The organism is Coleofasciculus sp. C1-SOL-03 (genome assembly GCF_040220555.1).
GTDB lineage: Bacteria > Cyanobacteriota > Cyanobacteriia > Cyanobacteriales > Coleofasciculaceae > Coleofasciculus.
This window is the reverse complement of sequence record NZ_JAVJUO010000065.1, coordinates 61389-87873: the sequence shown is the minus strand read 5'-3', so window position 1 is coordinate 87873 and position 26485 is coordinate 61389. Positions and strand designations below refer to the sequence as shown.

The 26485-nt window shown below is 45.0% G+C and carries 27 protein-coding genes; 14 read left to right on the top strand and 13 right to left on the bottom strand.

Annotated features, from left to right (window positions below; translation table 11 throughout):
• Window positions 1–110: 110 nt before the first annotated feature.
• The 4 genes from RIE73_RS10405 to RIE73_RS10390 all read left to right on the top strand — a co-directional run bounded on the left by RIE73_RS10405 (window position 111) and on the right by RIE73_RS10390 (window position 2502).
• Window positions 111–1397 carry an NAD(P)/FAD-dependent oxidoreductase gene (locus RIE73_RS10405; RefSeq protein WP_446401118.1) on the top strand — a complete coding sequence of 429 codons (1287 nt, stop codon included), beginning with the start codon at window positions 111–113 and terminating at the stop codon, window positions 1395–1397.
• 239 nt (window positions 1398–1636) lie between these two features.
• Window positions 1637–1816 (top strand): hypothetical protein, encoded by a 180-nt coding sequence (locus tag RIE73_RS10400; protein WP_446401117.1) that lies wholly within the window; start codon window positions 1637–1639, stop codon window positions 1814–1816.
• A 28-nt stretch (window positions 1817–1844) separates the two neighbouring features.
• The gene (locus RIE73_RS10395) at window positions 1845–2138 is read left to right on the top strand and encodes a PIN domain-containing protein (RefSeq protein WP_446401116.1); all 294 of its coding nucleotides are present in this window, start codon (window positions 1845–1847) and stop codon (window positions 2136–2138) included.
• A 136-nt stretch (window positions 2139–2274) separates the two neighbouring features.
• Entirely contained in the window at window positions 2275–2502 is a 228-nt protein-coding gene (locus RIE73_RS10390; protein WP_446342090.1) for an indolepyruvate ferredoxin oxidoreductase subunit alpha, read from the top strand.
• Window positions 2503–2780: 278 nt separating this feature from the next.
• Here the strand turns inward: RIE73_RS10390 and surE are convergent, their stop codons facing one another.
• From surE to RIE73_RS10350, 8 genes are all read right to left on the bottom strand, one after another.
• The gene (gene surE, locus RIE73_RS10385; RefSeq protein WP_446401115.1) at window positions 2781–3569 is read right to left on the bottom strand and encodes a 5'/3'-nucleotidase SurE; all 789 of its coding nucleotides are present in this window, start codon (window positions 3567–3569) and stop codon (window positions 2781–2783) included.
• Window positions 3570–3594: 25 nt separating this feature from the next.
• On the bottom strand, window positions 3595–3819 hold the full coding sequence (locus RIE73_RS10380; protein WP_446381999.1) for a helix-turn-helix domain-containing protein: 225 nt from the start codon (window positions 3817–3819) through the stop codon (window positions 3595–3597).
• 437 nt (window positions 3820–4256) lie between these two features.
• Complete coding sequence (locus RIE73_RS10375) at window positions 4257–5978, bottom strand: rhomboid family intramembrane serine protease (protein WP_446401114.1); 1722 nt, start codon at window positions 5976–5978, stop codon at window positions 4257–4259.
• A 550-nt stretch (window positions 5979–6528) separates the two neighbouring features.
• On the bottom strand, window positions 6529–7260 hold the full coding sequence (locus RIE73_RS10370; RefSeq protein WP_446395335.1) for a PEP-CTERM sorting domain-containing protein: 732 nt from the start codon (window positions 7258–7260) through the stop codon (window positions 6529–6531).
• Between the two features lie 794 nt (window positions 7261–8054).
• Window positions 8055–8789, bottom strand: a complete 735-nt coding sequence (locus RIE73_RS10365) for a PEP-CTERM sorting domain-containing protein (protein ID WP_446401113.1) — start codon at window positions 8787–8789, stop codon at window positions 8055–8057.
• Window positions 8790–9755: 966 nt separating this feature from the next.
• On the bottom strand, window positions 9756–11423 hold the full coding sequence (locus tag RIE73_RS10360; RefSeq protein ID WP_446401112.1) for an IS1182 family transposase: 1668 nt from the start codon (window positions 11421–11423) through the stop codon (window positions 9756–9758).
• A 557-nt stretch (window positions 11424–11980) separates the two neighbouring features.
• The gene (locus RIE73_RS10355; protein ID WP_446401111.1) at window positions 11981–12304 is read right to left on the bottom strand and encodes a hypothetical protein; all 324 of its coding nucleotides are present in this window, start codon (window positions 12302–12304) and stop codon (window positions 11981–11983) included.
• Window positions 12305–12766: 462 nt separating this feature from the next.
• The gene (locus RIE73_RS10350) at window positions 12767–13495 is read right to left on the bottom strand and encodes a PEP-CTERM sorting domain-containing protein (protein ID WP_446401110.1); all 729 of its coding nucleotides are present in this window, start codon (window positions 13493–13495) and stop codon (window positions 12767–12769) included.
• A 671-nt stretch (window positions 13496–14166) separates the two neighbouring features.
• On the opposite strand from RIE73_RS10350, the gene RIE73_RS10345 reads away from it, so the two are divergent.
• The 3 genes from RIE73_RS10345 to RIE73_RS10335 all read left to right on the top strand — a co-directional run bounded on the left by RIE73_RS10345 (window position 14167) and on the right by RIE73_RS10335 (window position 17342).
• Window positions 14167–16104 carry a S9 family peptidase gene (locus RIE73_RS10345; RefSeq protein ID WP_446401109.1) on the top strand — a complete coding sequence of 646 codons (1938 nt, stop codon included), beginning with the start codon at window positions 14167–14169 and terminating at the stop codon, window positions 16102–16104.
• 177 nt (window positions 16105–16281) lie between these two features.
• Window positions 16282–16884 carry a rhomboid family intramembrane serine protease gene (locus RIE73_RS10340; RefSeq protein ID WP_446401108.1) on the top strand — a complete coding sequence of 201 codons (603 nt, stop codon included), beginning with the start codon at window positions 16282–16284 and terminating at the stop codon, window positions 16882–16884.
• Between the two features lie 188 nt (window positions 16885–17072).
• Complete coding sequence (locus RIE73_RS10335; RefSeq protein ID WP_446401107.1) at window positions 17073–17342, top strand: TIGR02450 family Trp-rich protein; 270 nt, start codon at window positions 17073–17075, stop codon at window positions 17340–17342.
• Window positions 17343–17366: 24 nt separating this feature from the next.
• On the opposite strand, the gene RIE73_RS10330 is transcribed toward RIE73_RS10335, so the two are convergent.
• Window positions 17367–17882, bottom strand: coding sequence for a GUN4 domain-containing protein (locus RIE73_RS10330; protein ID WP_446401106.1), 516 nt, complete (start codon window positions 17880–17882; stop codon window positions 17367–17369).
• 355 nt (window positions 17883–18237) lie between these two features.
• On the opposite strand from RIE73_RS10330, the gene RIE73_RS10325 reads away from it, so the two are divergent.
• The 3 genes from RIE73_RS10325 to RIE73_RS10315 are packed head-to-tail and all read left to right on the top strand — an operon-like array spanning window position 18238 to window position 19729.
• A complete protein-coding gene (locus RIE73_RS10325) occupies window positions 18238–18588 on the top strand; it encodes a hypothetical protein (RefSeq protein WP_446401105.1) in 351 nt (116 codons plus the stop codon).
• Between the two features lie 32 nt (window positions 18589–18620).
• Window positions 18621–18791 (top strand): glycine zipper family protein, encoded by a 171-nt coding sequence (locus RIE73_RS10320; protein ID WP_446401104.1) that lies wholly within the window; start codon window positions 18621–18623, stop codon window positions 18789–18791.
• Between the two features lie 59 nt (window positions 18792–18850).
• Window positions 18851–19729 carry an SDR family oxidoreductase gene (locus RIE73_RS10315; protein ID WP_446401103.1) on the top strand — a complete coding sequence of 293 codons (879 nt, stop codon included), beginning with the start codon at window positions 18851–18853 and terminating at the stop codon, window positions 19727–19729.
• A gap of 139 nt (window positions 19730–19868) precedes the next feature.
• Here the strand turns inward: RIE73_RS10315 and RIE73_RS10310 are convergent, their stop codons facing one another.
• Window positions 19869–20429 carry a PEP-CTERM sorting domain-containing protein gene (locus tag RIE73_RS10310; protein ID WP_446401102.1) on the bottom strand — a complete coding sequence of 187 codons (561 nt, stop codon included), beginning with the start codon at window positions 20427–20429 and terminating at the stop codon, window positions 19869–19871.
• Between the two features lie 288 nt (window positions 20430–20717).
• Window positions 20718–21176 (bottom strand): GNAT family N-acetyltransferase, encoded by a 459-nt coding sequence (locus tag RIE73_RS10305; protein ID WP_446401101.1) that lies wholly within the window; start codon window positions 21174–21176, stop codon window positions 20718–20720.
• Window positions 21177–21284: 108 nt separating this feature from the next.
• Between RIE73_RS10305 and RIE73_RS10300 the strand changes: the two genes are divergently transcribed.
• Window positions 21285–22436: a UDP-sulfoquinovose synthase gene (locus RIE73_RS10300; protein ID WP_446387134.1), complete on the top strand. Its 1152-nt coding sequence runs from the start codon at window positions 21285–21287 to the stop codon at window positions 22434–22436.
• A gap of 212 nt (window positions 22437–22648) precedes the next feature.
• Window positions 22649–22954, top strand: a complete 306-nt coding sequence (locus tag RIE73_RS10295) for a hypothetical protein (protein WP_446401100.1) — start codon at window positions 22649–22651, stop codon at window positions 22952–22954.
• 103 nt (window positions 22955–23057) lie between these two features.
• Here RIE73_RS10295 and RIE73_RS10290 read toward each other — a convergent pair whose 3' ends face one another.
• Window positions 23058–23264, bottom strand: coding sequence for a hypothetical protein (locus tag RIE73_RS10290; protein WP_446401099.1), 207 nt, complete (start codon window positions 23262–23264; stop codon window positions 23058–23060).
• Window positions 23265–23278: 14 nt separating this feature from the next.
• Between RIE73_RS10290 and RIE73_RS10285 the strand changes: the two genes are divergently transcribed.
• Window positions 23279–24412: a glycosyltransferase family 4 protein gene (locus RIE73_RS10285; RefSeq protein WP_446401098.1), complete on the top strand. Its 1134-nt coding sequence runs from the start codon at window positions 23279–23281 to the stop codon at window positions 24410–24412.
• Between the two features lie 444 nt (window positions 24413–24856).
• Window positions 24857–25162, top strand: a complete 306-nt coding sequence (locus RIE73_RS10280; RefSeq protein WP_446401097.1) for an AAA-like domain-containing protein — start codon at window positions 24857–24859, stop codon at window positions 25160–25162.
• Window positions 25163–25531: 369 nt separating this feature from the next.
• On the opposite strand, the gene RIE73_RS10275 is transcribed toward RIE73_RS10280, so the two are convergent.
• On the bottom strand, window positions 25532–26416 hold the full coding sequence (locus tag RIE73_RS10275; RefSeq protein ID WP_446401096.1) for a DNA cytosine methyltransferase: 885 nt from the start codon (window positions 26414–26416) through the stop codon (window positions 25532–25534).
• Window positions 26417–26485: the final 69 nt, after the last annotated feature.

Below are 26485 nucleotides of genomic sequence, written 5' to 3'. Positions count from 1 at the left end.
GTCGAATCGGAGAGACCATTTCATTCACTTACTCTAGAAATTGTGATTAGGACAGATCTGATAGCTCAGAAAAAACTGTAACTCAAGCGTAAATACTTAATACATTATTTATGAATCAACAAACAAATCCTACCCTAATTCTAGGTGGTGGCTTTACTGGCTTATTTACAGCCATGCATCTAAGTCATCAGAAATATTCGCAACCGATTATCCTCATTGACCAGAAAGAACGGTTTACGTTTCAGCCATTGCTCTACGAGTTTTTCAGTGAGGAAATGGATGCTAACCAGGTTTGCCCTCGCTATGAAAAATTGCTCGAAGGTAGCAATGTCACCTTTGTTCAGGATCGGGTGGAAGGGATTGATTTGCACCAACGTCAGGTCAGTTTGGCATCAGGATTAAACTACACCTATAACTATCTCGTTTTAGCCTTGGGTAGCGTTGTCAACTACTTTGGCATTGAAGGAGCGCGGGAAAATTCCTATCCCTTCCGCACTCGAGGGAATGTGATCGCCTTGGAAAAACACCTGCGAAACTGCCTACAACGCGCTAGTCAAACCACCGATGCTGAGGAACGCCGCCGCCTGCTAACTGTGGTATTCATGGGAGCCGGTCCATCAGGAGTGGAAATGGCAGCAACTCTGGGTGATTTACTACCCAATTGGTATCGGGAATTAGGCGGTGATCCCCAAGACATTCGCATCGTGCTGTTGGAGAAAATGCCAGAACTTCTCAGAGGAGACATTAACAACGATGTGCGCGATACTGCCCGCAAATCACTGGAACAGGGTGGTGTGGAATTGCGATTTGAGCATACGGTTACTGGAGTTTATCCTGATCGTATCGAGTTTAAACACAACGATCAAGTTGACGCTATCCCCACCGTAACCGTAATCTGGACGGCTGGCGTCTGTACCCATCCCCTAATTAGAGCCTTACCGATTCCAGAAGAATACTGCGATCGCCTGGGTCGGATTCAGGTGACGCCAACCCTGCAACTGCCCAGTTTTCCAGAGGTTTTTGCCGGAGGAGATTGTGCGGCGGAAATGGTGAATTGCCTACCCCCTCTGGCACAGGTTGCCTATCAGGAAGGCGCTGCGATCGCGAGTAACTTGAAAGCAATTTCCCAAGGGAAGCAACCCAGTCCCGCTCAAGTAAAATTGCGCGGATCACTGCTGAAGCTGGGATTGAATGAGAGTGCAGCTAATCTGTTCAATCAATTTGAAGTGACCGGAAAAGCGGGTCACTTGATCCGTCAGGCAACCTATCTAAAGTTACTACCAACGCCGATTCATAATTGTAAGGCAACGACTGAGTGGCTGATTGATGAAATCTTCCAACGCCATAGCGGTTCTGGCAGTTTGGTGAGTAGTGGCGCGGCGAAGGGGCAGTCATAAACTATAGCAGATTGCAAGTTAGTGAAATACAGAAATACGACGCACTGGCACAAGAGAGCAACACCTTTAGCATCATTGATGTTCGTCTCTCACCGGATGACGTATCACCTGCCTTGGTAAGGCTATACAAACTCTAAAGCGGAAAGAGAATATGCTTAATACAGACGTTCCGCCGGAACGTCTCTAGTGACTTATTATCAACAGAAACCCCTGCAAAAGATGTTCCAACTTAATCGGCTATGAAAAAACGCCCTAGTAATATCGTGCTTCAGGTTGTCATCGGAATCGCACTATTATTTGCGGCTTATGTCATCGGTGGCTTCCTGATCAAAACTCGTCGAGAAGTCAAAGATACTCCAGAGGCGAGTCTCATTCATATCAAATCAAATAAGTCTAATTGCATTGGCTATAATAGGTAGACAATGGATGAAATTATTTAGATAACTTATGAGAGTTAAAGTCACTGAGCAAGGGCTAGTCATTCCTCAAGAGCTATTAGAGGGAATTCAAGAAGTTGAGATTCGCCGGGTGGATCGCCCCACTGTTGAGCAAGCATTAAGCAGCAATCTCAAAGACTTTGAAGATGGTATTCAGTGGGCTTGTGCGGTGTTAAATCAACTGGATGCGATCGTAACTCGCGATATTTCCGACTTTTCAGAGGTAAGCTTGCCAGTGTTATCGATCACCCAACTACAAGCACAACTGTCTGAAGCAGAATCAGGAATGATAGGCAACGAATGACGCCAGGGAGAATTGAACGTAATCTATGCCCGTGCGGGGTGAGGAACAGTATCTCATGTATTAACATAAAAGGTATGGGGAATTACCCGTTCCAAAATGACGTTTGCCATGTCATGTAACTACGAGAGGGAATAGCGTGTCTCACACTATTGTTACGGAAACCTGTGAAGGGGTTGCAGATTGCGTCGAAGCTTGTCCAGTTGCTTGCATTCACCCTGGTCCCGGCAAAAATGTCAAGGGGACAGACTGGTATTGGATTGATTTCGATACCTGCATCGATTGTGGTATATGTTTACAGGTCTGTCCTGTAGAAGGCGCGATCGTTCCGGAAGAGCGACCGGAGTTACAGAAAACACCCCAATAAATCTGGAAGCTGGGGGAGATAGGGAAGATGGGGAAATTGTGTAGGGGCGGGTTTCACTACTATCGTTTTTTGCCCATCCTAACGTCACTAAACCCGCCCTGTCTAAATGACCAATGACCAATGACCAATGACCAATGACAATCTCCACCGTTCAGATTAATTGTGTCCACCCACTTAAAACGAATGTTGCTGACTTAAGCTGGTTTCGTAGTAGGCACGAAGCGTGCCAGAAGCGCTCGCATCGCTGACTACAAACTTTAAAGTCAGTGCCATTCCACTTAAAACTCTATACTTTGCAAACTAGAGACGCCAGCAATATCCGTCAGGTTGTATTGCAGGGGGGTGATGGCAATATAGTTTTCCTTAATTGCTTGAACATCGGTAGCTAAATCGGGGGGAAGATGGGAATGGGGGGGTTGTTCTATATCCTCAATCACTTCACCTGCTAGCCAATAATAGGTTTTACCCCGTGGATCAACTCGTTTCTCAAAGGTATCAAAATAGCGACGAATTCCTTGGCGGGTAACTTTAACCCCAGCGATTTCCGCCTGACTCACGGGCGGTACATTAACATTGAGTAACATGACTTTGGCTAGGGGTGCGCCAGAGAGCCGCTCAATCAGGCTTTTGGCGAACGTGGCTGCAACGTGAAACTCTTTTGACGTATAGCTAGTCAGACTGAAGGCAATACTGGGAATTCCTTCTAACACCCCTTCCATGGCGGCGGAAACCGTGCCAGAGTAAAGGATATCAGTGCCTAAGTTAGAACCGTGGTTAATCCCCGATAGGACAAAATCGGGGGGACGATCAATTAAGGCTCCCAAAGCTAACTTTACACAATCTGAGGGAGTTCCAGAACAAGACCAAGCTTTAACCGCCGGGTGAAAAATCGTATCAACCGCTTCGGCGCGAATGGGATCATGGAGGGTTAAACCGTGACCCGTTGCCGATCGCTCTCGATCTGGACATACGACGGTAACATCATGACCCGCTTGTGCCAGTGTATCAGCCAAGGTGCGAATCCCCAAGGCAAAAATTCCATCATCGTTGCTGATCAGCAATTTCATCAAATTCCGTGTGACTCCTGACTACTTACTCATTGAACGAACTATCCCCTTGTACTTCCAGCAATTCTTCCCAAGAACAACCAAACGTTTCCTTTATCCTGCACACAGTATCCATGTTGACCTTGCCCAAGGATTGCAGGGCGTAACGCCTAACGGTGCTATAGGTGACACCAGAACGCAAGCTCAATTCGTTGAGGCTCCAGTCTTTTTCCTGACACAGCTCTTTAACTCTGACTCTAACTCGGTACATGTCCTTTAGCTTATGAGCATTTATGTACCAGAACTAGAGGTTAAATGCTACAGCTTAAACACTTAAGCGTTGACGAATAAGTTTTGACGCTATAGTATATAATTATCTTTGGCAAACAAAAAAAGCAATTGCCCAGAGTGCTAAGCGCTTACTAGGCAATCGAGTAGACGCCGAGGGTCATCTGCGAGTTCTCAAGCAACTGATGCCAACAGTTCCCCTGGAAATCATGTTTGATCTGCCGCCAGAACCTACGAACTCGGAAGATCTGTAGACCTAACCTCCTTCCTTTCCCGACGAAGGAAGGGGGAGATCATTACACCAAATCTGATGAAGTCACTCTCTTCTTAACTTGGGTACTTTTTCCTTCTATCCCTTCTACCCTTTCTGCCCTCTACCTTATCCCTACCCAAACGGGGGTAATTAACCCGGATTTAGTATTACTTATGGTACAGCAGAAGCCCCACCAAAAAACCGATGATTAAGCCTGACGTGTGACCCGTGACACTGACTTGAGGAATTGATAGGTCAAAGATAACTTGAAAGGCAATAATAAATAAAATAAACCGTAAGCGACGAGAGGCTAAACGGGATTTTTCGCGCCGCCATCCTTGAAGTAAAACAGCCGCCGTTGCGCCCACAATCCCCATCACGGAACCGGATGCGCCAACTACAAACTGAGCCTCAGAGTATCCGAAATGAGTGGCTAGAGATACTACCAACATTGAACCAACACCACAACTGAGATAGAGTAGTAAATATCGCCACCCAGAAAGCGCATATTCGACAAAGGGTCCAAGGATATACAGACCCAGCATATTCATTAATAGATGCAGAAATCCAAAGTGCAAAAATGTTGAGGTTAATAACCGCCACCAAGCCCCGTCAAGAACTTCCTCTGGTACTAATGCGCCAAGTTTGTATAAAACTTGCGGATTTTCACTTCCACCAAAGTGAATTTCCAATCCAAATACAATCAGGTTTAATCCAATAATTGCCCAAGTCGTATAGGCTCTAGAACCTAGAAACCTTTCTCTGGAACCGTATCGCATCTGATGTTGGAGATTGACTGTAAGCCGCGCTAAAATCTGCTGAGAATATTGAGTCAAAACAGCATCAGGGTTGACAGGTGACTGGGATAAACGAGCTTGAATCGCATGGCGGTAGAGTCCAGTATGGCGGTTAGAAATAGCCAACAATTGCTGACGTGCTTCCTCTACGTCTCCCGCCGCCCAATCTGCTGTAGCCAGCCAAAATTGGCGAATGTACTTTGGATAAAATGCTAAAGGTCCAGTGAGCAATTGTACGACCTGGGCTTTTTGACCGCAAAAGGCAAAGGCAAATAAATACGCTTGACTCTGATTGATGCCGCGATCGCTCCGTTCTAAGATACGTTCAAACTGATCGAGTTGGGTGAGCAAACGATTTAAGTCCCCCATCTCTGCCAACGCTCTCAGGTAGTACAGGATCAGACTGGGATCATGTTCCAGGGCGGTCTGTGGTACGTTGGTTTCAATCCACTCCCGCAACTCTTGCCAACGCGCCTCCATTTTATAGAGGGTAGCAATGGTATGTCGCACCAGAGGACGATTGGTGGTTTCGTAGCGGTTAATAATTGCCGTGGCTTCAACCGTTGAACCCTGCTTTAATTGTTCCAGGGTGTCCAATAATTCAGAAAATTGACGCCAATTCTGGGCGGGGTGTAGCCAACAGAGTAGTTTACCCAGTCGGCTAGCTGCACCAAAGCGTTCCTGATATGCCAGTTGATTCATGAGTCTAAACCCCAGAATCGGCATTAAGATCAACAACCCCCATAACCCCCCACCAATCCAGCCTGCATTCTCTGGAGTGAGGACATACAAGACACCTGTTGTGGCTAACACTAAACCGGAAACAATCATCCAGCTACGGATGTACACGGCTGAATCCGAAATACTGGCACGACGAATGCCGACGATAATGTTCAGAATGCAGGAGGTGCAGACAATCCAGAGGAGTAACTGATTAATATCCATTTCTGGTGATTGGCGATCGGGTTGGGAGAAGTAGGCGAAGTCCACCTTTTCAACGATAACCCGATCCAAGACGCGATCGCGGTTGTGGGAATTATCGGGTTCGGGGTTGTAGGGGCGAGTCGCTGAGCAACTATTGAGGTGTGACAATTAACCTGTCTCGACTCGCCCCAGTCTAAATGTAGATGGTGTTCAATAATTTTTGATACTTGATGCTGGGTTCCTCGATAAGATGAATGGGTTGCTTGTGTGAATTTTTTCCAGGGGCAACCCCAATATTATTGGTCTTTAATTGCTGATATCACGCGGAGGGCGACCCGATCAAATTGATAGGTGGGTTCTCCTATTTTAATGCAGCGGGTCGCCCCTACAGATGTTGGCAAAACATTGATAACCAAGAAAAATCCGCCCTACCAACTGGGTGGTTAACGGCGGTGAAATTTCAGCTACTGAATGTATTCCCAATCCTCACATAATCTTTATATAAAAATATAACAAGCCTTTGTCTTCATCAACGCTTCATAAACCTCATATTATCCTGAGTATATATACTTGTTCAACTGCTCTGACCCAATATCCTTGATTCAGGTTGGGTTAACCGAAAAATCGCTAATTCCACAAAAACCCGCCTAACCAATGACTGGTGGCGGGAGATTGACAACAATGAATAAATCGTTAGAAATTTTGTTGACGTAGCTTTTTATTTGATGTTTTTCTTATTTCGCGAATGCTGTTTCTTAAAGGCAACGCCAAACCCTAAAGCAGCCGCTGAACCCAGGATAGTCAGGGGTTCAGGAACCGGGGCATATTCTTGGTCAATCGTGCTCATAATTGATGGACCCGTACCCGGTACGCTGGTCAGATTAATATCTTTGAGTACACTAAACTGAGTGACTGGTGTACTGAAGGTATCAGAGTCAGCTAGGTCAGGAAAATCACCTCCTGTGATATTATCGGCGAAGAGTTGTTTAGTGGGATTACCGTTCGATGTTACTGTCTCAATAATCTCAACTCGCCCAGAATCTAGGACAGCATCAAAATTTAGGTAAAATTTATTGATGGGTACTGTGGATTCTACATCATAGCTGATGGCTAAATCAATGCCGTAGCCATCCTCAGCTCGGAAAAAGTCAATAAACTGTATTCCTGGACCATGAGGAGTGGTGGCTGGACCAACTGTAATTTGAAAGGGACTAATTGGACGGACATTACCAGCCTCCAATAGCTCTTCACAGGTAGCCTCAGGATCGCTGAAATCGAGGCAAGCGACTTGGAAGCTGAAGTTGCTAAACGTTAAACCTCCATCGGTGAAAGTGTCATTAGTGTCGATCAACTCTCCCAAAGATACGGCTTGAGCCGGACTCGCCATTAATCCTAAAATGGCGGTAGCACTAGCGGCACAAGCAACAGCAAATGCACTTTGACGGTTCATACTATATATATATCTCCGAATTTAGGTCAAGTTGACACAAGTTACCAAAGAGAGTTAGTATTTATCTGAAATTGCATTTCACAAACCTAATAAGTAGGCGGCTAAAGATAGGTTATGAATACCTTGATACTGCTATATCTTGGTATCAGTGACTTCCGCTGATTCGAGTGGAACCTCGTTTCAGCGTCCGCCTTTTTGCTATCTCTATCTTTAGTTGGATAGATACTCAGTCTTTGGTTATAGACATAACATATAACGATCTAATTTTCTTGGCAAGATATTTTTCGTATCTTTACAGAATCTTTATAGAACAAGCCCTTGACTTCATCAAAACTTTATAAAGTTTTGTGTATGCTGTTGTCAATTTAACGACCTTTAGTATCGGCGTAGTTCCATCCCTAACTATTGAGTTCATCTGCCTTCACGCCATGGCAGATCAAGAATGCTTGCTAGCTCAAATCCTTATCTGGACTGGGTGACGCCCTAGGATTACTGTGCTTGATCAGAATCCGTGGCAATTCCGTAAATATACGGAGAAAATAGTCCGGCGATCGCGTTCATTTCTAACAAGTCCTACTGAGGAGGCGATCGGAGTGAGTGATTGAGTAATTTTACTTATTGACACATATATATATTAACGTTCAAGAATCTCTTATTTTTATCTTGATATGGTGAGATTTTTTGCCTATCGGCACAAGTAACCAAAAAGTAGAGACGTTGCATGTAACGTCTCTACACTCACGTTGCGCCATATACCGTGAAAAGTCAGGAGGATACGTGGTTAACGCGGCTGTTTACTTTTGGTTGTTCTTTTTGCGCGAATGTTCTTTCTTGAAGGCGACGCCAAACCCGAAAGCAGCCGCTGAACCCAGGATGGTCAGGGGTTCGGGAACCGGGGCATATTCTTGGTCAATCGTGGTCATATTCGATAGACCTGTCCCCGGTTCACTGTTCATACTAATCTGCTTGAGTACCTGAAACTGAGTGACAGACCTATCAAAGACAACCGAATCGGCGAGGAAAGGAACATCATTGTCTCTAATATTATCGGCAAAGAGGCGTCCAACTTCATTACCATTCATATCTGACACCGTATCCGTCACTTCAACTCGTCCAGAACCGACCACAGCATCAAAGCTTAAGTCAGAACTCTGAATGGGTCTTGTGGACTCTACATCATAGCTAATATCTAAATCAATTCTGTAGCCATCCTCCGCTCGGAAAAAGTCATTAATTTGTAATCCTGGACTATGAGAGGAGGTTCCTGGTCCTACCCCAATTTGGAAGGGACTGATGGGACGCACATGACCAGCCTGAAATAGCTCTTCACAATCCGCATTAGGGTCACTGTAATCCTGGCAAGTATACGCAAAGGTGAAATTGCTAAAGGTCATATACTCATCTTGGACAGTACCGTTATCTCGGATTAATTCTCCTAATGATACGGCTTGCGCTGGACGGGTTACCAATCCCAAAACAGCGGTAGCGCTAGCGGCACAGGCGATGGCGATTGCACTTAGACGGTTCATACTGAACTTCTCCTTAATATCACGAAGTTGACGAAAGTCCATAAATCAAGTTAGTATGAGCCAGTATAAATAAGAAAAACTATTTGAAAGTGGCGGCTAAGAATAAGAATAGATTTTGAACCTGAGAAAAGCTTACTCAAAGCGTTCAATCTATTTGAAATCAGAAGGTTAATTCCTTCCTAACGAAGCCGCCTTTTTGTTTGGACTGGCTTAACTACTAACCATTTATCTACTTTCTAAGTTTATATCCTATTTATTTAACTGGAAAGCATTTAGGCTGATCTTGACTGAATCTTTATCTGAAAAAAATTTGGCTTTATCACAGCTTTATGAAGTTTTATGTTTACTTGGGTGCTTTTCAAGACCTACTGGACTGACACAGCTAAAATTTTGGATTAGATTTGACCGTGAAATTGGGCGCACGTCGGTCATTGGTGTCAACTTAAGGCTGAAACCCTTACTTAAGAAGAGATCCCCCCTAGCCCCCCTTGATACTGCTGGCGAATCAGGGGTCAGACCCCTCACCCCGCTCCTCTATTCCTTCACGTCCATTCATGCTTAACCCTGAGTGAGACTGAAGTTTTAATATATTTGTACTATACCAGGGTGTCATATCATGTCCGGTCAAACACCCCTAATAAAAACGCCTAAAACCCTTGTTGCTACAGTATTGCAATTATGGGTAATCGTTAGGACATGATATCAAACCCTCACTACATAAAGGATGAGCGTGATTGGGAGCCGAGGTTTTCCCAGAGAGTGTGATCGCGTGCGGATTTGTCCCAATTCTAATGGGATGCTGCTCACCAAACTGCTTTGAGGATATGTAGCTTGTATATTATTTATTTATCTAAAAAGAGCTAACGCGCAAAATTGGGAGGCTCCCGGAACAAATGGCTTAAAACCCAAATCTTTTCTACCTTCCTAACGAGTGCAGCAAGCCCTATTTAAAGCTGCTAATATTGATTAAGCATACTGCCTGCGTAGGCGGGCAAATGAACTTGTGCGAGTTTGAGCTTTTAACAAGCCATTTGACTGGGAAAAAAAACGAGATAAATTCATGGCACAAGCTATAGCAATATGCTGTAAATGAGTTTTAGCCAGCCCGGAATATCGAGTTCGTCGTAAATCTAATTTCCGTACACCTTGAGAAATTGTCCCTTCAATTCCGGCACGACAACCATACTTTTTCTTAAACTCTTTAGTTTTTTGTTCCTGGCGACGCAGGTTAAGGGACTCATACTCGTCACGAGGTCGCAATTTCAGTTTTCTGGGCGCTTTTTTGCTTTTTGTACAACGAGTTCTTGCTGGACAAATTGTACAGTGTTGACGGTCAAATCCCACTTGAATAACGGGATGCTTACTTTTATCATATTCAATCCGCCATGAGCGACTTAAGCGTCCTTGGGGACATTGAGCAATTTTTTTATCCCAATCAATGAAAAACGCCGACACATCAAATCCTGTATTTAACTTAGACTGCCAGCTTACATCCACTGCCACCGGACCAACAAGCTCAACTTGATGGACTTGATGACTTTCAACTAATTGATAGGCATCAACGTAAGCAGCATCCACATAATGTTCCCTCGGTAGCCCGTCTTTTTCGGCTAATTTATGATGAATCAATGAGGTCATGACACCATCGGGAGTTGTTGCCACCGTTGTCTCTACATTGGTAATTATATTGGGGGTGTCCGGGTCACAAGTTTCCGTCAAGTGAACTTTATATCCTGTCCAACTTTTCTCTCTTTTTTTTCCATTTCTTGCCTCCGTGTCATAGGGCGATTCAATCGAGATTGAGTGGGGAGGTAATCCCGTTTTTTCTTTGTTTCTCCATAACAATCTTCCCTCGATAAATACATACTGTTGAATCCACACACGTCTCAATGTGTCCACGCTCTCGATTTGACGCAACTTTTCGGCTTGTATGTCATCTTCACGCCATAACTTTTCCAACAGATGGTGTCCATCCCTGCCAATTAACAATGCCATTTCTTCCCGTTTGGTTTTCTCTTTGGGTAACCGATAATTCTCAAATCGTTCACTGTATCGGTCAAACCAATCTTCTGATATAATTTCTTGTAACCATTCCGGGGCAAGGGTAGCTATTTGATTCAGTGTTGCTCTTAGGGTTTCGCCAACTAATTCTAAACGATTAACTTGACGTATCGCTGCCACCACTTGGGTTGAGTCTGTACGCTGTTTTCCTCTCGACTTGATTAATTTATGTTCTTTAAAGTGAGACACCATCACATCCAGCAACTTATTTGATGCTTCATTTTGGCATAATCTTCCTCTAAATTCACTTAGCACTGTTGCATCAAATCCTGAATCCGTTAGGTTTAATCCCAAAGCATATTTCCAATCTATTCGACTCCTAACTGCATCAGCCGCTTGTCTATCTGTTAAACCTTCCGCAAACTGCATTATTGTGATTAATGCTAATCGAGCTGGTGAAATAGCTGATTGTCCACATCGGATGGGAAATAAATCTACAAAGTCTTTGTCTTTGTATAATGTGCCTAATTCATCATACATTTTCATGTATACGTTTCCTTTGGGGAAAGATGCACGCGCTACTCTAACCGTTTCTTTTGGTACTTCCCAATAGTTTTGTGGATGTAGTGTCATCGCCGCCTTTCATCAACTCTTCAACTGTTTGTATTATCTTATTTTTTGCTCTGAGCCCCCTTTGGGGTCTGACCCCCCATTACGGCTCTGACTCTTGATACACAAGCGTGAGGCAATCCCATCCCGAAACGCGATCGCATATGTAAACCAGCAATTGTACTGACTTGGACTACACAATTGCGCGAAGGTTTGCCAGATCGTGACGCGATCGCACAATCTTTAAGAAAGATGTAGGTAATGCATCGATTACCCCCTAGAGGGCGCAAGCTGATGGGGTTCCTCTCAACGTAAACCATGAATGGACGTGAAGGAATAGAGCAACGGAGGGATGGGGGTGAGGGGTCTGACCCCTGATTCGCCAGCAGTATCCCCCTTCAAAAGGGGGGAACCAGAAATTAATCAAAGTTCCCCTTCAAAAGGGGGGAACCAGAAATTAATCAAAGTCCTCCTTCAGATTCCCCTCTTCCCTTAAACAGGGGGAAGCCAGAGGATGCTTCGCTTTTTTTGCATGGGGGATTTAGGGGGATCTAAACTTTGAGCGCTAGTCATACAAAGTCTTAAGTTGACACGGATGCACGTCGGTGCGCCCCTACGGTTTCGGGGCTAATGGTTAATTCATCAAATAAGGTGTGCCACGCCACTACTGGACTGACACAGCTAAAATGATGGAATAGATTTGACCATTGAATCGGGCGCACGCCATGCGCCCCTACGGTTTCGGGGCTAATGGTTAATTCATCAAATAAGGTGTGCCATGCCACTACTGGACTGACACAGCTAAAATGATGGAATAGATTTGACCATTGAATTGGGCGCACGCCATGCGCCCCTACGGTTTCGGGGCTAATGGTTAATTCATCAAATAAGGTGTGCCATGCCACTACTGGCGTAATGCTGTCTCTGTTTTGATGATTTACAATGAATTGGTTCGTTTAAAATTGCCCATTTCACAAAAAACCGCCCCAGCAACTGAGTGGTTAAGGGCGGTCAAAGTCCAACGACTAAAGGGTTAAACCATTCTGTAGCCAGCCGCCTTGTTTTTATGACTGGCTTAAATACTAACCATTTATCCAATTTATAATCAGTTTATACCTGATTGTTTGGTTGAGAAAGTATTTATACTTACTTTTAGTAAATCTTTATATAAAATCCGACAAAAAGCCGCCCGACCCATGGCGGGTTAAGGGCGGTAAAATTTTCGGAACTGAACGGTTTGATTTTTTGCTGATCAGGGCAAGGATTTGGCTAATAGCTAATTGCTATCTCACCAAATTTTACCTACACAACTTCGCCTAAATCAAGTGGGATTATTCTCCTTGACCGTACAGGATTGAGGTCACTTTTTACTTCCGGTTTTTCTGCTTCCTCGACTGCTCTTTCTTAAAGGCGACGCCAAACCCTAAAGCCGCAGCAGAACCCAGGATTGTCAGAGGTTCGGGAACAGCATATTCCTGATCAATGGTTGACATCGTTGAGTCACCTGTACCCGCTACACTGGTCAGATTAATATCCTTGAGTATATGAAACTGAGTAACGGGTTTACTGAAGGAACCCGAGTCGGCTAGGTCAGGATGAGCATTCCCTGTAATATTATCGGCAAAGAGTTGTCCAATGTGATTACCATCCATATCTGACGCCGTCTCAATAATTTCGACTCGTCCAGAATCTAAAACGGAATCAAAACCTAGGTGAAAACTATAAATGGGTTTCGTGGATGTTACATCATAGCTAATGGCTAAATCAATTCCGTAACCCTCCTCAGCCTTGAAAAAGTCATTAAACCGTATTCCTGGACCGTGAGGAGTGGTTGCTTGACCAACTCCAATTTGGAAGGGACTAATTGGACGAACATGACCTGCGCTAAATAACTCGTCACAGGTCGCATTAGAGTTATTGAAATCCAGACAAGCATATTGGACGTTGAAGTTGCTAAACGTCAGATGCTCATCTGTGAAAGTACCATTACTTTCGATTAATTCTCCTAATGATGCGGCTTGAGCCGGACTGGTCAACAATCCTAAGGCTGTCGTGCTAGCTGCACAGGCGATCGCGATTAAACTTAGACGGTTCATACTGAACTTCTCCTTATGTCATCAACTTGACTAAAGTTCACAAAGTGAGTTAGTATGAGCCAGTAGATGTTAAGAAAAATATCTTTAGAACTGGCGGCTAAGAATAGATTCTGAACCGGGAAAAGCTGAATCAAGGGTTCAGGCTATTGATAAAGAGAAGGTTAAGACCTTCCAGAGAGAGTCGCCTTGTTTTTATGACTGGCTAAAATACTAACCATTTATCTAGTTTTTTAGTTTATACCCAATTTATTTGCTTGGAAAGTATTTATACCTATCTTTACTAAGTCTTTATAGAAAAAGTTCTTGACTTCATCAAAGCTTTATAATGATTTGTGTATAGTATCGTATCTTTTTTTACTTTAATTTAGAATAGGGCGATGACAGGGGATGGGGGGCTGATGTATCTTGACAGGGCTGTAACCGCCTTTTTGCCTGGGCTTGACAAACAGGACGCTGATTCCGTAAAACTACGTAAAGCACGGCAAGCCATTATGTATCGGAATAAGCCTGTTGTACGGAGGAAAGCCTGTTGGTCATTGTGCCAAAGTATTTTAGGGATAAATACGAAGAGATTTTAACAAAGAGATTTCAGTTTGATTCCAAATGTAAAAATCTATATTAAAACTATATATTAGTTTATAAAGGTTGGCAAAACCCAGAGACAATTAACAATGACTCAACCACAACTTACTCCCTACGGTTCCTGGAACTCTCCCATCGTCGCCGAACTCATCGTGGCGGGTACGATTGGTTTGGGGAGTATCGCCCTTGATGGTACGGATACCTACTGGATCGAAGCACGACCCATGGAAGCCGGACGTAATGTGATTGTACGACGTCAGGCGAATGGCGCGATCGCAGATAGTACCCCCTCTCCGTTTAATGTGCGTACCCGCGTTCATGAATATGGTGGTGGTGCTTATACAGTTAAGGATGGGATTATTTATTTTGCCAATGATCAGGATCAGCGCCTTTACCAGCAGACAGGGGATGCAGAACCTCAACCCATCACCCCAGAGTCAGGGAAGTCTCTCCGCTATGCTGATCTAGTGATTGACTCCCAGCGACAACGGCTGATTTGTGTGCGCGAAGATCACAGTAGTGAGGGTGCAGAACCCGTTAACACCTTAGTCAGTATTCCTTTAAATAATAGTGACGCTATCCAAATTATTGCTTCAGGACATGACTTCTACGCCTCACCCCGCTTAAGTCCGGATGGTTCTCAGTTAGCCTGGTTGAGTTGGAATCATCCGAATATGCCATGGGATGGGACACAACTGTGGGTGGCGCCGATTCAAGGCGATGGATTACTCGGTGAAGCTAAATGTATTGCAGGTGGGGTTGATGAGTCAATCTTTCAACCGGAATGGTCTGCTGATGGCACATTATACTTCGTTTGTGATCGGACTGGCTGGTGGAATCTGTATCGCTGGAATCAGCAAGGGGTAGAACCTGTGTGTGAAATGGAGGCGGAGTTTGGTCTTCCTCAATGGGTGTTTGGTATGTCTACTTATGGCATTTCATCCCGCGATCGCCTAATCTGTGCCTATACGGTACAAGGGCGATGGCGCTTGGGGAGTATCGATCTGCAGACGAAACAATTAAACCCGATTGAAACCCCTCATACCAGTATTTCATCGGTGCAGGTGACAGCAGATCGCGTTGTCTTTATTGGTGGTTCCGCTACCGAACCCACCGCCGTTGTTCAAATGGACTTAACCAACCAACAGATAGAGGTTCTGCGTCAATCGACAACATTAGATATAGATAAAGGATACCTCTCGACACCACAGGCGATCGCATTTCCCACGGAAAACGGTAAAACGGCTTACGGCTTCTTCTATCCCCCCCAAAATAAAGACTATCAAGCACCCGAAACCGAGAAACCGCCTCTGATTGTCAAAAGTCACGGTGGACCGACTGCATCCACATCCAGTACCTTTAATCTGAAGATTCAATATTGGACAAGTCGCGGTTTTGCCTTTTTCGATGTTAATTATGGCGGAAGTACAGGGTATGGACGTGAATATCGCCAACGTCTCCAGAATCAGTGGGGAATTGTCGATGTCGATGACTGCGCCAATGGTGCAAAATACCTGGCGGAACAAGGATTTGTGGATGGAGAACGGTTAGCGATCGCAGGCGGTAGCGCTGGGGGGTATACTACCTTAGCCGCCCTTACCTTCCGAGATGTGTTTAAAGCCGGGGCGAGTTATTACGGCGTCAGTGACTTGGAAACCCTAGCCACCGATACCCATAAATTTGAATCCCGTTATCTGGATGGATTAATTGGTGCTTATCCGGAACGCCAAGATTTGTATAAAGCGCGATCGCCCATTCATTTTACCGACAAATTGTCCTGTCCAGTAATTTTCTTCCAAGGGTTAGAAGATAAAGTGGTTCCCCCCAACCAAGCCGAGACGATGGTGGAGGCGTTAAAAGCGAAGGGATTACCCGTAGCATACATCACCTATCCCGAAGAACAGCATGGATTCCGACGGGCGGAGAACATCAAGCGCACCTTGGAAGCCGAGTTATACTTTTATTCGCAGATATTCGGGTTTGAGTTAGCCGAACCCATCGAACCCGTCGCGATCGACAATTTTTAACCCTTATTTTATCGGCAAATTCAACTGTAGGGGCGGGTTTAGGGATTTCATTAAGGGGGGAATTAATACCATGTCATCAAAAACCCCCTTTCCCCAGAATTGCTGTCGGAGGATGTCACAGGAAATTGCTACCCTAGAACCATTAATACTCAACAATCTATCTCAGAGGGTCCAGCCATGAGTAACCGGGAAACCCGAAAACTTGTCCGTCAGGAAACCCAAGCCCTTGCCCGTGAAGTCAAAACCCAAGCTACCATTTTAGGCGGACTCGTCGCGGCGATGTGGGGTTTGGAACTCATTGATTTAGTTATCTTCCAAGGCGCACTCGACGGCTATGGTATTTTCCCCCGGACAATTATTGGGTTAAGGGGTATCCTATTTGCCCCGTTTCTCCATGGGGGTTTACCTCACCTAATTGCTAATACGGTTCCCTTTCTCACCCTCGGCTGGTTCGTCATGTTACAAAAAACCAGCGACTTTTTTATTGTTACCGCCATCACCATGGTTGTTAGCGGTTTAGGGGTTTGGTTAATTGGTTCTCCCGGTATTCACATTGGCGCTAGCGGTCTAGTTTTTGGCTATCTGGGTTTTCTGCTATTGCGTGGTTATTTTCAACGCAATATTCCCTCTATTTTACTTTCCCTGATCGTGGGATTTCTCTATGGAGGCGCAATTTGGGGGATTTTACCAACGGTTCCTGGTGTATCCTGGGAAGGGCATTTATTTGGGTTTATTGGTGGAATTATTGCTGCACGCCTGTTGTCTCAGCGTAAGGGATGAGGAATGGGGAAGCATGTAGAGACGCGCCATGGCGCGTCTGGGAGATGGGGGAGATAAGCAAACTAATTCAACACTTGATCGGGGCGGGTTTAGTTACCTTTGGGTTAAGTAAGAAACGATAATAGTGAAACCCGCCCCTACACACCGCCCTCGAAGGTTGTGAAAGGTCAATACGTTCCCAATTATTAATGGCAAAACAAAAATTCCCTTATTTAGTTGGTTCCAAATGGACAGCGACTCAACAAACCTGGGGTTGGCGACATTTTCAAGTAGTCAACCGCAAAAATCAGGGTCAATGGGTTTTTGCCGAAATGGTAGCATCTTGTGATCCTACGGTTCGCTTTTGGTTGAATGCTAAACAGCTTAAAGACCGCTCTCTCTGGCAACCGGGGTGGCAGTCTTTACAAGAAATGAATTCAAGTGATCAAGATAGTTATTCACAAATTGACAATGGATAATGGACAATTATCAATTATCAATTATCAATTATTAATTGTCCAATAACAAGTTTCCCAACGCTCCAACAGTAAACGCCAACCTACACTTGCAAAACGCGCCAGCCAATACATCCAAAATGTGGTTGGTACTAACCAAGTAATGGGTAAATGTCCAATTGGTGCATCATCTGTAAAAATGACATCATTATAGCCGATCCATTTTTTCCCCCTACGCCAACCAACCCGTTCAGACAACGCAGCATAATCTTTATTAACCTCTACATAGATTTGATAAATCGTATGAAATCCAAAGCGCCCATCACTGAAGTGTCGCCAAAGTTGGTCAATCTGAACCAGATCATGACAGGGAAATTGCTGAATATTATATTGAGTGAGCAAGCAGTCTGGTTTTTGATTCGCACCCACAATTGTTAACATTAACCGTCGAGTTTCAATGTCAGCCTCTCTCCAACGCTTGCTTCGTAATAAATTGTACAATTTAGCATAAGTAGACACCCGATCTGAACGCCTAAAATCATGGTCGCTAAAATCAGTGGACATGATAGTGAGATTTGACGGAACTTATTATGCTAAACTATCAGTTTAGTAGCCAAAAAGCAAACTGTATCCGATATCGACTTAGCTCAGTGGTGATTGGTGACCCAGTTAGGCATCTTAATGTGAATGTCACTGACTTAAGCTGGGTTCGTAGTAGGCACGAAGCGTGCCAGAAGCGAAGACAGCGCTTACTACAAACTCTAAAGTCAGTGGCATTCATCTTAAGGTAAAAACACTTGGATTGGGTCGAGGCAAGTTTAGTTAAGGCTTGCTGCAAAATTATCGGTAAAACCTACCTCTAAATTCTCGAAACTCATTCAAAGGCTTGATTATGAAAATTAATTTGTCACGATTGATCATGCTACTGGCTTTTGTAATTTTTCCGTTGAGTTGCGCGGCTTCTAGCAGTAGTAGAGTTTGCCAGTATAATCCTGATTCAGGAAAACCTAATCCTTTGGGAATGAGGTCATATATTACCATTACAGAAGACGAGGGAAGTACAATTGTTACTTATGAACAGTTTCCCTCAACTGTTGATGAAAATGTTACGCTGACAACGAAACGGGAACTCACGTTTCATGATACTCCCTTGGACACAGCGCGGGTTATTCTCCTGCAAAACAAAAATTACTATTCTGAGTTAGTGGGGTATGATGACCCCGAAGGATTTGCCCCTGTTAATGAAGTACTAACCTGCGAGTCAAAGTGATGGGAGGTTGCATTTGAATATCTAAAGGAAAAATGAGCGTAGTCGAAGGGTCAATTGTCGGGGCGGGTTTAGCCACTGTCGGGGCGGGTTTAGCCATTGTCGGGGCGGGTTTAGCCATTGTCGGGGCGGGTTTAGCCACTAAAGCTTGCTTGTTACCAATAGCTGAACAACAAAACCCGCCCTTGCTTGTTACCAATAGCTGAACAACAAAACCCGCCCTTATTTACAAGGCTAAGATGTATAAATAAGTCAATCTAATCACATGAAAAGGTTATTGATTACAGGTGTTAGTGGATTTTTGGGTTGGCATACTTGCCAGTTGTCAAAACGAGAATGGAATGTCTATGGAACTTGCCTTTCTAAATCTGTCAATAGTCCAGACATAAACATACTAAAAGTTGATTTAACCCATTTTCAGGAAGTTAAGCAGATTTTCCAAACTATTAAACCCGACGCGGTTATTCATACGGCGGCTCAATCTAGCCCCAATTTTTGCCAAATGCATCCCCAGGAAACAGAAGTAATAAATGTTACAGCATCTGGGGATATCGCGGGACTGTGTGCAGATTATCATATTCCTTGTGTATTTACCTCCACTGACTTGGTATTTAATGGTTTAAATCCACCCTATCGGGAAACTGATCCGGTTTCGCCAATTAGCTATTATGGAGAACAAAAAGTTCGGGCTGAGACGTTGATGTTAAGCCGTTATCCTCAGACAGCAATTTGTCGAATGCCGTTAATGTTTGGTCAGGCGACACCAACAGCGACTAGCTTTATTCAGCCATTTATTGAAACGTTACAAGCGGGAAAGGAGTTAAAATTATTTGTTGATGAATTTCGCACACCTGTGAGTGGAACCACCGCAGCTAAAGGGTTATTGTTAGCCCTCGATAACGTTCAAGGCTACTTGCATCTGGGAGGAAAAGAGCGGATATCACGTTACGAATTTGGGTGTCTGTTGGTTGATGTGTTACGATTACCCAAGACTGGATTAAACTCTTGTAGACAAGCTGAGGTAAAAATGGCAGCGCCAAGACCTCCAGATGTTTCCTTAGATAGTTCCAAGGCGTTTGCGTTAGGATATAATCCTTTATCCTTACGAGAAGAATTAGAGGCATTAGAGGGGAGCCTTATCTGATTTATATGCCCATATACTGTAGGGACGCAAAGCTGACATCTGTGTCAACTTCTCAACAATCTCCAATACCTTGAGACAGACTCCTCCCTAACCCTCCCCTTGCCAAGGGGAGGGAACTCAACTGGCTTGAGTTTTGCCCTTATTCGTTGACTTTATTCTTCTTTCTTGAGTGTTCTTGCTTGAGTACAACTCCAAAGCCTAATGCGGCGGCTGAACCCAGGATTGTTAAGGGTTCAGGAACAGACGCAAATGCAGTCATTTCGTAGGATAATTCAGAGTTCCTGAAATCTGCATCTGCATTTATGAAATCTGCTCCTCCGGTTAACATACCACCCATCTCCTGCGGAAGTGGCGCTACGTCAAATAGAGTTAGATTCTGACTCGGCTGTGCAGAATTGCTGAAAAGAATATTGGTTTGGGAATCAGCAGTTACAAATTCCCCCTGATCAAATCTAATATTTACCAGCCTTAGATCAACTGACTCAATTACATCCATTGAAGTGTCTATTGTGAAGAAACCTGTCCTTACCTCTATTGGTGCTGAACCACCATAATCTGGCAGGTCAACGTTTATACCATCGATTTGTAGATCATATTTGATTAAAGCGGCTGTAGCGGGGGATACATTTACCAGATTCACGGCAGCAGTGGTGGTAGCAACCGTTAAGGCAGCCAGCCACGGTGAGTAGCTAAATTTCATAAATTGGAAACCCTGTAGGAAATGAAACAACTGTGACTATTAAACGACTAATAAAGGACTGTTTCCTCTATCTGTAGGAGTATTGCTAAGACTGTACTCATTTGTATTTGTAAAGTCAATCTCATCTATTATTATTTATATAAAAAAAATTCAATATCACCCTAATTTTGTAGTATACGTCACATTTGATGTCTATAACTAGAGCTAGCAATTATATGCCAGAAACAGGATGTATGATTAGGATCTTTAACATCAATTAACTAACACAATTTATGTCTAGGTATTTATTCAGTGAGGGGATAGAGTCATAATTTCTACAGGTATTCGGAAGATAATTTTGGCGAAGTGAGATAAGCCAAACTTAAATTTAAGCGATCGCGGCAACTCTTGCCAGGAAACTGGCACAAAGCCAAAGCGCCTGTAGAACTGGGCGAGGCGTGTTCCTAAGCATTCCAGATAGAGGGGTTGACTGGCTTGGTGAATCAGATGCTGCGTCAGCAAGCTTCCCAAACCGCGATCGCGCCATCGGGGGGCGACAACTAAACTGCCTAACTCCTGGGCGTCAGCAAACTGGCGTAACTGTCCACATGCTACCACCTGTCCCTCGCATTCAATCACCCAGAACTGTTGCCATCGTAACTGCGTCGGATCAAGTTTTGCCCCCAGTACCAATCGGAAAATCGCGCCCCGATCCCCTGAACAGGCGCATCGGAGGACACAGTTGGCGGGTAAAGACGGTTGAGTCATGAGCCTGTAGGATAATTTAGGGGTGCGATCGCTGATTTTAATGGTTCGAGCGTACCCGAAACCTGATACATTTACCGAGTATCGGCAAGCAAAATTTATGGATTGACTATGAAAGTCTTGGTTATTGGTGGCGATGGTTATTGTGGGTGGGCAACCGCCCTGCATCTATCCAACAAAGGATACGACGTCGGGATTATGGATAACCTGGTGCGTCGTCACTGGGATATGAAACTGGGTGTAGAAACCCTGACGCCAATTGCACCGATTCAACAGCGTATCCAGCGTTGGCAGGATCTGACGGGTAAATCCATTGACTTATTCGTCGGGGATATTACCGACTACGATTTCCTGATTAAATCCCTGCATCAGTTTGAACCGGAGGCAATTGTTCACTTTGGCGAACAACGGTCTGCCCCATTCTCGATGATTGACCGCGAACATGCGGTACTGACTCAGGTGAATAATGTCGTAGGCACACTCAATATTCTCTACGCCATGCGACAAGACTTCCCTGATTGCCATTTGGTCAAACTGGGGACGATGGGTGAATACGGCACGCCGAATATCGATATCGAAGAAGGCTACATCACCATTGAGCATAATGGGCGTAAAGATACCTTACCCTATCCCAAACAACCCGGTAGCTTCTACCACCTGAGCAAAGTCCACGATAGCCATAATATCCACTTTGCTTGTAAGATTTGGGGACTGCGGGCAACGGATTTGAATCAGGGCGTCGTCTATGGTGTCTTAACCGAAGAAACCGGAATGGATGAGATGCTGATTAACCGCCTCGACTACGATGGCGTTTTCGGTACTGCCTTAAACCGTTTCTGTATCCAGGCGGCGGTGGGTCATCCTTTAACGGTCTATGGTAAAGGGGGACAAACCCGAGGCTTCTTAGATATTCGGGATACCGTGCGCTGTGTCGAACTAGCGATCGCGAATCCGGCAGATCCGGGTCAATTCCGCGTATTTAACCAGTTCACGGAAATGTTCAGCGTGGGCGACTTAGCCGTGATGGTGAAAAATGCTGGCACCCATTTGGATATCGATGTGGACATTAAGCACCTCGATAACCCACGGGTTGAGTTAGAACAGCATTATTTCTACGCCAAAAATACTTGCCTGTTAAGTTTAGGACTCCAACCCCATTACCTCTCTGATTCCCTGATCGATTCCTTACTTAACTTTGCCAGCAAGTACAAGCACCGTGTAGATGAAAAACAAATCTTGCCCAAGGTGTCTTGGCGGCGCTAAAGCTCTTGACTATCGGTTCAGGATTCAGGACTAGGGTAGGGAAGACATAAAACATCAAAAGAATGGGGTTTTCGGTAATTGATGTTCCTGTTTTTTCCAAGCCAACTTAGTCTAGAGGCGTTCATAATAATCACTGAACCGATGGTTTCAGTCAGAGGAACTAAAAACTATAGAGTTCTTCGCACTCTCATGCTATGTTCCGATAGCTTGTCATGATGATCAAATCGGCAATTCTGCTCGTGTTTGTAGTCTTACCGGGTTTCGCTGCCTCTGCCCTCAGTGCTTATTATCTTGTGCCAGAATGGGTAGAACTAGAGCGTCACCATATTTATTACCAGAAGTTGTCTCAATCTCCGTCCTCAACAATGCGGGATTTATCCATTGCCCAAGCCGCAGAAAATAGACATCGAATCAATTGTTTCGCTGAAGGTGTGGGCGTTTTATTAGGGGGAATTATTGCAGCTATAGGGATTCATGGACTCTGTACGTTACCACCAAAAAATGCTGAAGATCCTTAGTTGTTCTAACTGTCGCCATCAAGGTGAGGATGAATAGCACTGACTTGAGAGTTTGTAGTCAGGGATGCGAGCGCTTCTGGCACGCTTCGTGCCTACTACGAACCTAGCTTAAGTCAGCGACATTCAGGTTAGGATAAATGGTGCTGAAGACCCTATACCAGTAACCACCTTCCTGCCTTCTGCCTCCTGCCTCCTGCCTTCTGCCTCCTGCCTTCTGCCTTCTGCCTTCTGCCTCCTGCCTCCTGCCTTCTGCCTCCTGCCTTCTGCCTCCTGCCTTCTGCCTTCTACCGTTTGCAATACTACTCCGCACACAGTCACAGGATTATGCGAATTGCCTTATTTACTGAAACCTTTTTGCCTAAAGTTGATGGGATTGTCACGCGACTACGGCACACGGTTGACCATTTACAACGCAATGGTGACCAGGTTCTCGTTATTTGTCCTGATGGGGGACTTACAGAACACAAAGGTGCCAAAATTTATGGTGTTTCCGGGTTTCCATTACCCTTATATCCTGAACTGAAACTGGCATTACCTCGACCCGCGATTGGTCTAGCATTAACTGAATTTAAACCGGATTTGATTCATGTGGTGAATCCGGCAGTATTAGGGTTAGGGGGACTCTATTATGCGAAGGTGATGCAAATTCCTTTAGTTGCCTCCTATCATACTCATTTACCCCAGTATCTTCAGCATTATGGGTTAGGCATGTTAGAACCCGTGATGTGGGAATTAATTAAGGCAAATCATAACCAAGCCCAACTTAATTTATGTACCTCGACGGCGATGGTTGAGGAATTGAGAGAACACGGGATTGAACGATTGGATTTATGGCAACGGGGAGTGGATACGGAGACATTCCGTCCCAGTTTAGTGTCAACCGAAATGCGATCGCACTTGTCCCAAGGACACCCGGAAAACCCGTTGCTGCTGTATGTGGGGCGTTTATCGGCGGAAAAGGAGATTGACCGGATTAAACCCGTTCTCGAATCAATTCCCGGTGCGCGTTTGGCATTAGTGGGGGATGGACCCCATCGCAGCGCCTTGGAAAAACATTTTGCTGGAACCCCCACCCATTTTGTCGGGTATCTGACGGGTGAAGCCTTAGGTTCTGCGTTTGCGTCAGCGGATGCGTTTATTTTCCCTTCCCGTACCGAAACCTTGGGATTAGTGTTACTCGAAGCGATGGCGGCGGGATGTCCAGTCGTGGCGGCGCGTTCTGGGGGAATTCCCGATATCGTCACCGATGGGGTGAACGGCTACCTGTTTGATCCCAGGGATGAACAAGGCGCGATCGCAGCGACTCAACGTCTGTTTCAGGAACAAACCGAACGGGAAACCTTACGCCAAAACGCCAGGGCGGAAGCCGAACGCTGGAGTTGGTCAGCCGCCACCCGACAGTTACAACAGTATTATCAGGGCGTGGTGTTGTCGCGATCGCTCTTACCTGCGGCTTGATTAGGGGCTGCTGAATAAGTCTTGTGGTGGGAATAGGCAACACCTCGACTTGCAATCAGAGGGTGGTAGGGGCACGGCATTGCCGTGCCCTCTTATATAGCAATCGCCATAGCGGTTAGGACACATCTTATGGTAGAGACGTTCCGGCGGAACGTCTCTACTCTCCAAATATTATTATTCTTTAATAAACTAGCTCCTAAAGATTTAAATACCAAACCTTTAGAAGCCAATACACCTAAACTATCCTTAATAATATCATAACCCGGAATCACCGATTTTGGTGTTGTAAAATGTTGGATTTTGTGTGAAAGCCACTCAATATAATCTGTCTTTAATCAAAAAAATTACCAAATACAATGGCAAATGATCTAGCTTTTTTCTGAAGAGAAACGAGAATGACATAAAACATAAAACATAAAACATAAGACATAAGACGAATGACGAATGACAAATCACACAGGTAACTCAATCACAAACTCTGTACCTTGCCCTAATAACGATTTACAAGAGGCGCTGACATCATCGGAGATTTATAATGGTCATCTGCGACGGTTAGCTAGTTTGATTACAACACCTCAGTTAGCTGATGCGGTGAGGCAAGTCATGGGTGCGGATGAGACGGTTTTAAAGGATTCGTTTTTGGCTTATAAGTTAAATAGTTTAGGGTTGATTAAGTTAAAGGATAATAAAGCGACGCCGAGTTGTGAATTATACCGTCAGTATTTTGGCGCTGGGCGAGGTTCCTCGTAGGGGCGCACCGACGTGCGCCCTTTTCCAAGGCGTGTGCCATGCGCCCGGTTTCGGGGCTAATGGTTAATTCATAAAATTAGCTGTGACACACCATTTCTCCCCCGACTCAACTCGATCATGTCGCTCTATAATCAAACAAGCAATCCTTCCTCTTTCAGGCAATTCCAGAAACAGGGCGGGTTTACATAAGTTACCTGTTTGGGCTTGTATGTTATCCGTAAAACCCGCCCCTACAGATGATCAGGTCGCCATTTTTTTGAGGTTAAAAGTAGGTGGACTCTGTTGAGTTTACCTGTCACGAAATTCTGATCATCTAACTGAATATAAGGCTAAGGTTCCTTTACTACAAACTAGGCTAAGGTTCCTTCACTACGAACAACGAACAATTTCTAAAATTCGTCTTCCGAGCCATTCGCTGATGGGGGGGACAACGGCGTTGCCAAGGAGTCTCCCTCGGCGAGAGTCCATCCGGGAGGAAACCCCATGAGCCGCTCCCACTCTGTCCACGTCAAGTTTCTCGCCACAGAGTATGGGTCGGTCTGAATGACCTCCTTGATGTCGTCCAGATTGGGCACGTAGCGTGGGGCAGATGCTTTTTGCCAAGGTGTACCCGAAGCCACCGCGACGTTGTACCACAAGCGGATCGTTTGTGACAGTGCCTTGACGAAAATGGGATCGAGTTTTCGCTTGGCTCGATTTTCGCGACGCAGTATCCCTAGACAATTCGCGGCTGTTAGTAAAGAAGTGATAGGCACATTCTGATCTAAAACTTGCGATAAAGAATACTCGGTCTCGGTTGTGGGGTAAGCCCGCATGGAGAGCGTTACACGATATCCATCCCCCCAAATACCCATTCGCTTCCAACGTGTCGGTAACTGTCTCAAGAGCGGTTCCTTGCTCCGCCGAGAGCAATCCCGGCACATTTTCCATGACCAACCACGTTGGCTGAACTTCTCTAACCAAGTCCATAAACCGGAAAAATAACCCGCTTCTTTCCCCTGTGAGTCCTTGTCGCTCGGTGTTGGCGTGGCTGAGGTCTTGGCAGGGCCATCCTGCACACCATAAATCAGAGGTAGGGATAGTTGTTGAATTGAGGGTCGAGATGTCGTCATGAAGGGGTACGTGGGGCCAATGGCGTTTTAATATCTGTTGACAAAACGGATCTATCTCACATTGAAACACAACCTGCATCCCTGCTCTTTCAAAGCCGAGATCAAAACCGCCAATACCTGCAAAGAACGAAGCAACACGCATGAAACTAGAGATAAAGCCTAATCGTGACGACCATCATAGATGATTGACGGATCAAAATCTACTGTAGAC

Bases quoted from the DNA above. Each gene is read 5' to 3' on its own strand.
- RIE73_RS10405 (WP_446401118.1), top strand. From the start codon at position 111: ATGAATCAACAAACAAATCCTACCCTAATTCTAGGTGGTGGCTTTACT.
- RIE73_RS10345 (WP_446401109.1), top strand. From the start codon at position 14,167: ATGACTCAACCACAACTTACTCCCTACGGTTCCTGGAACTCTCCCATC.
- RIE73_RS10325 (WP_446401105.1), top strand. From the start codon at position 18,238: ATGCTACTGGCTTTTGTAATTTTTCCGTTGAGTTGCGCGGCTTCTAGC.
- surE (WP_446401115.1), bottom strand. From the start codon at position 3,569: ATGAAATTGCTGATCAGCAACGATGATGGAATTTTTGCCTTGGGGATT.
- RIE73_RS10360 (WP_446401112.1), bottom strand. From the start codon at position 11,423: ATGACACTACATCCACAAAACTATTGGGAAGTACCAAAAGAAACGGTT.
- RIE73_RS10310 (WP_446401102.1), bottom strand. From the start codon at position 20,429: ATGAAATTTAGCTACTCACCGTGGCTGGCTGCCTTAACGGTTGCTACC.
- RIE73_RS10370 (WP_446395335.1), bottom strand. From the start codon at position 7,260: ATGAACCGTCAAAGTGCATTTGCTGTTGCTTGTGCCGCTAGTGCTACC.
- RIE73_RS10335 (WP_446401107.1), top strand. From the start codon at position 17,073: ATGGCAAAACAAAAATTCCCTTATTTAGTTGGTTCCAAATGGACAGCG.
- RIE73_RS10400 (WP_446401117.1), top strand. From the start codon at position 1,637: ATGAAAAAACGCCCTAGTAATATCGTGCTTCAGGTTGTCATCGGAATC.
- RIE73_RS10380 (WP_446381999.1), bottom strand. From the start codon at position 3,819: ATGTACCGAGTTAGAGTCAGAGTTAAAGAGCTGTGTCAGGAAAAAGAC.
- RIE73_RS10305 (WP_446401101.1), bottom strand. From the start codon at position 21,176: ATGACTCAACCGTCTTTACCCGCCAACTGTGTCCTCCGATGCGCCTGT.
- RIE73_RS10350 (WP_446401110.1), bottom strand. From the start codon at position 13,495: ATGAACCGTCTAAGTTTAATCGCGATCGCCTGTGCAGCTAGCACGACA.
- RIE73_RS10275 (WP_446401096.1), bottom strand. From the start codon at position 26,416: ATGCGTGTTGCTTCGTTCTTTGCAGGTATTGGCGGTTTTGATCTCGGC.
- RIE73_RS10300 (WP_446387134.1), top strand. From the start codon at position 21,285: ATGAAAGTCTTGGTTATTGGTGGCGATGGTTATTGTGGGTGGGCAACC.
- RIE73_RS10395 (WP_446401116.1), top strand. From the start codon at position 1,845: ATGAGAGTTAAAGTCACTGAGCAAGGGCTAGTCATTCCTCAAGAGCTA.
- RIE73_RS10340 (WP_446401108.1), top strand. From the start codon at position 16,282: ATGAGTAACCGGGAAACCCGAAAACTTGTCCGTCAGGAAACCCAAGCC.
- RIE73_RS10285 (WP_446401098.1), top strand. From the start codon at position 23,279: ATGCGAATTGCCTTATTTACTGAAACCTTTTTGCCTAAAGTTGATGGG.
- RIE73_RS10365 (WP_446401113.1), bottom strand. From the start codon at position 8,789: ATGAACCGTCTAAGTGCAATCGCCATCGCCTGTGCCGCTAGCGCTACC.
- RIE73_RS10295 (WP_446401100.1), top strand. From the start codon at position 22,649: ATGATGATCAAATCGGCAATTCTGCTCGTGTTTGTAGTCTTACCGGGT.
- RIE73_RS10315 (WP_446401103.1), top strand. From the start codon at position 18,851: ATGAAAAGGTTATTGATTACAGGTGTTAGTGGATTTTTGGGTTGGCAT.
- RIE73_RS10280 (WP_446401097.1), top strand. From the start codon at position 24,857: ATGACAAATCACACAGGTAACTCAATCACAAACTCTGTACCTTGCCCT.
- RIE73_RS10330 (WP_446401106.1), bottom strand. From the start codon at position 17,882: ATGTCCACTGATTTTAGCGACCATGATTTTAGGCGTTCAGATCGGGTG.
- RIE73_RS10320 (WP_446401104.1), top strand. From the start codon at position 18,621: ATGAGCGTAGTCGAAGGGTCAATTGTCGGGGCGGGTTTAGCCACTGTC.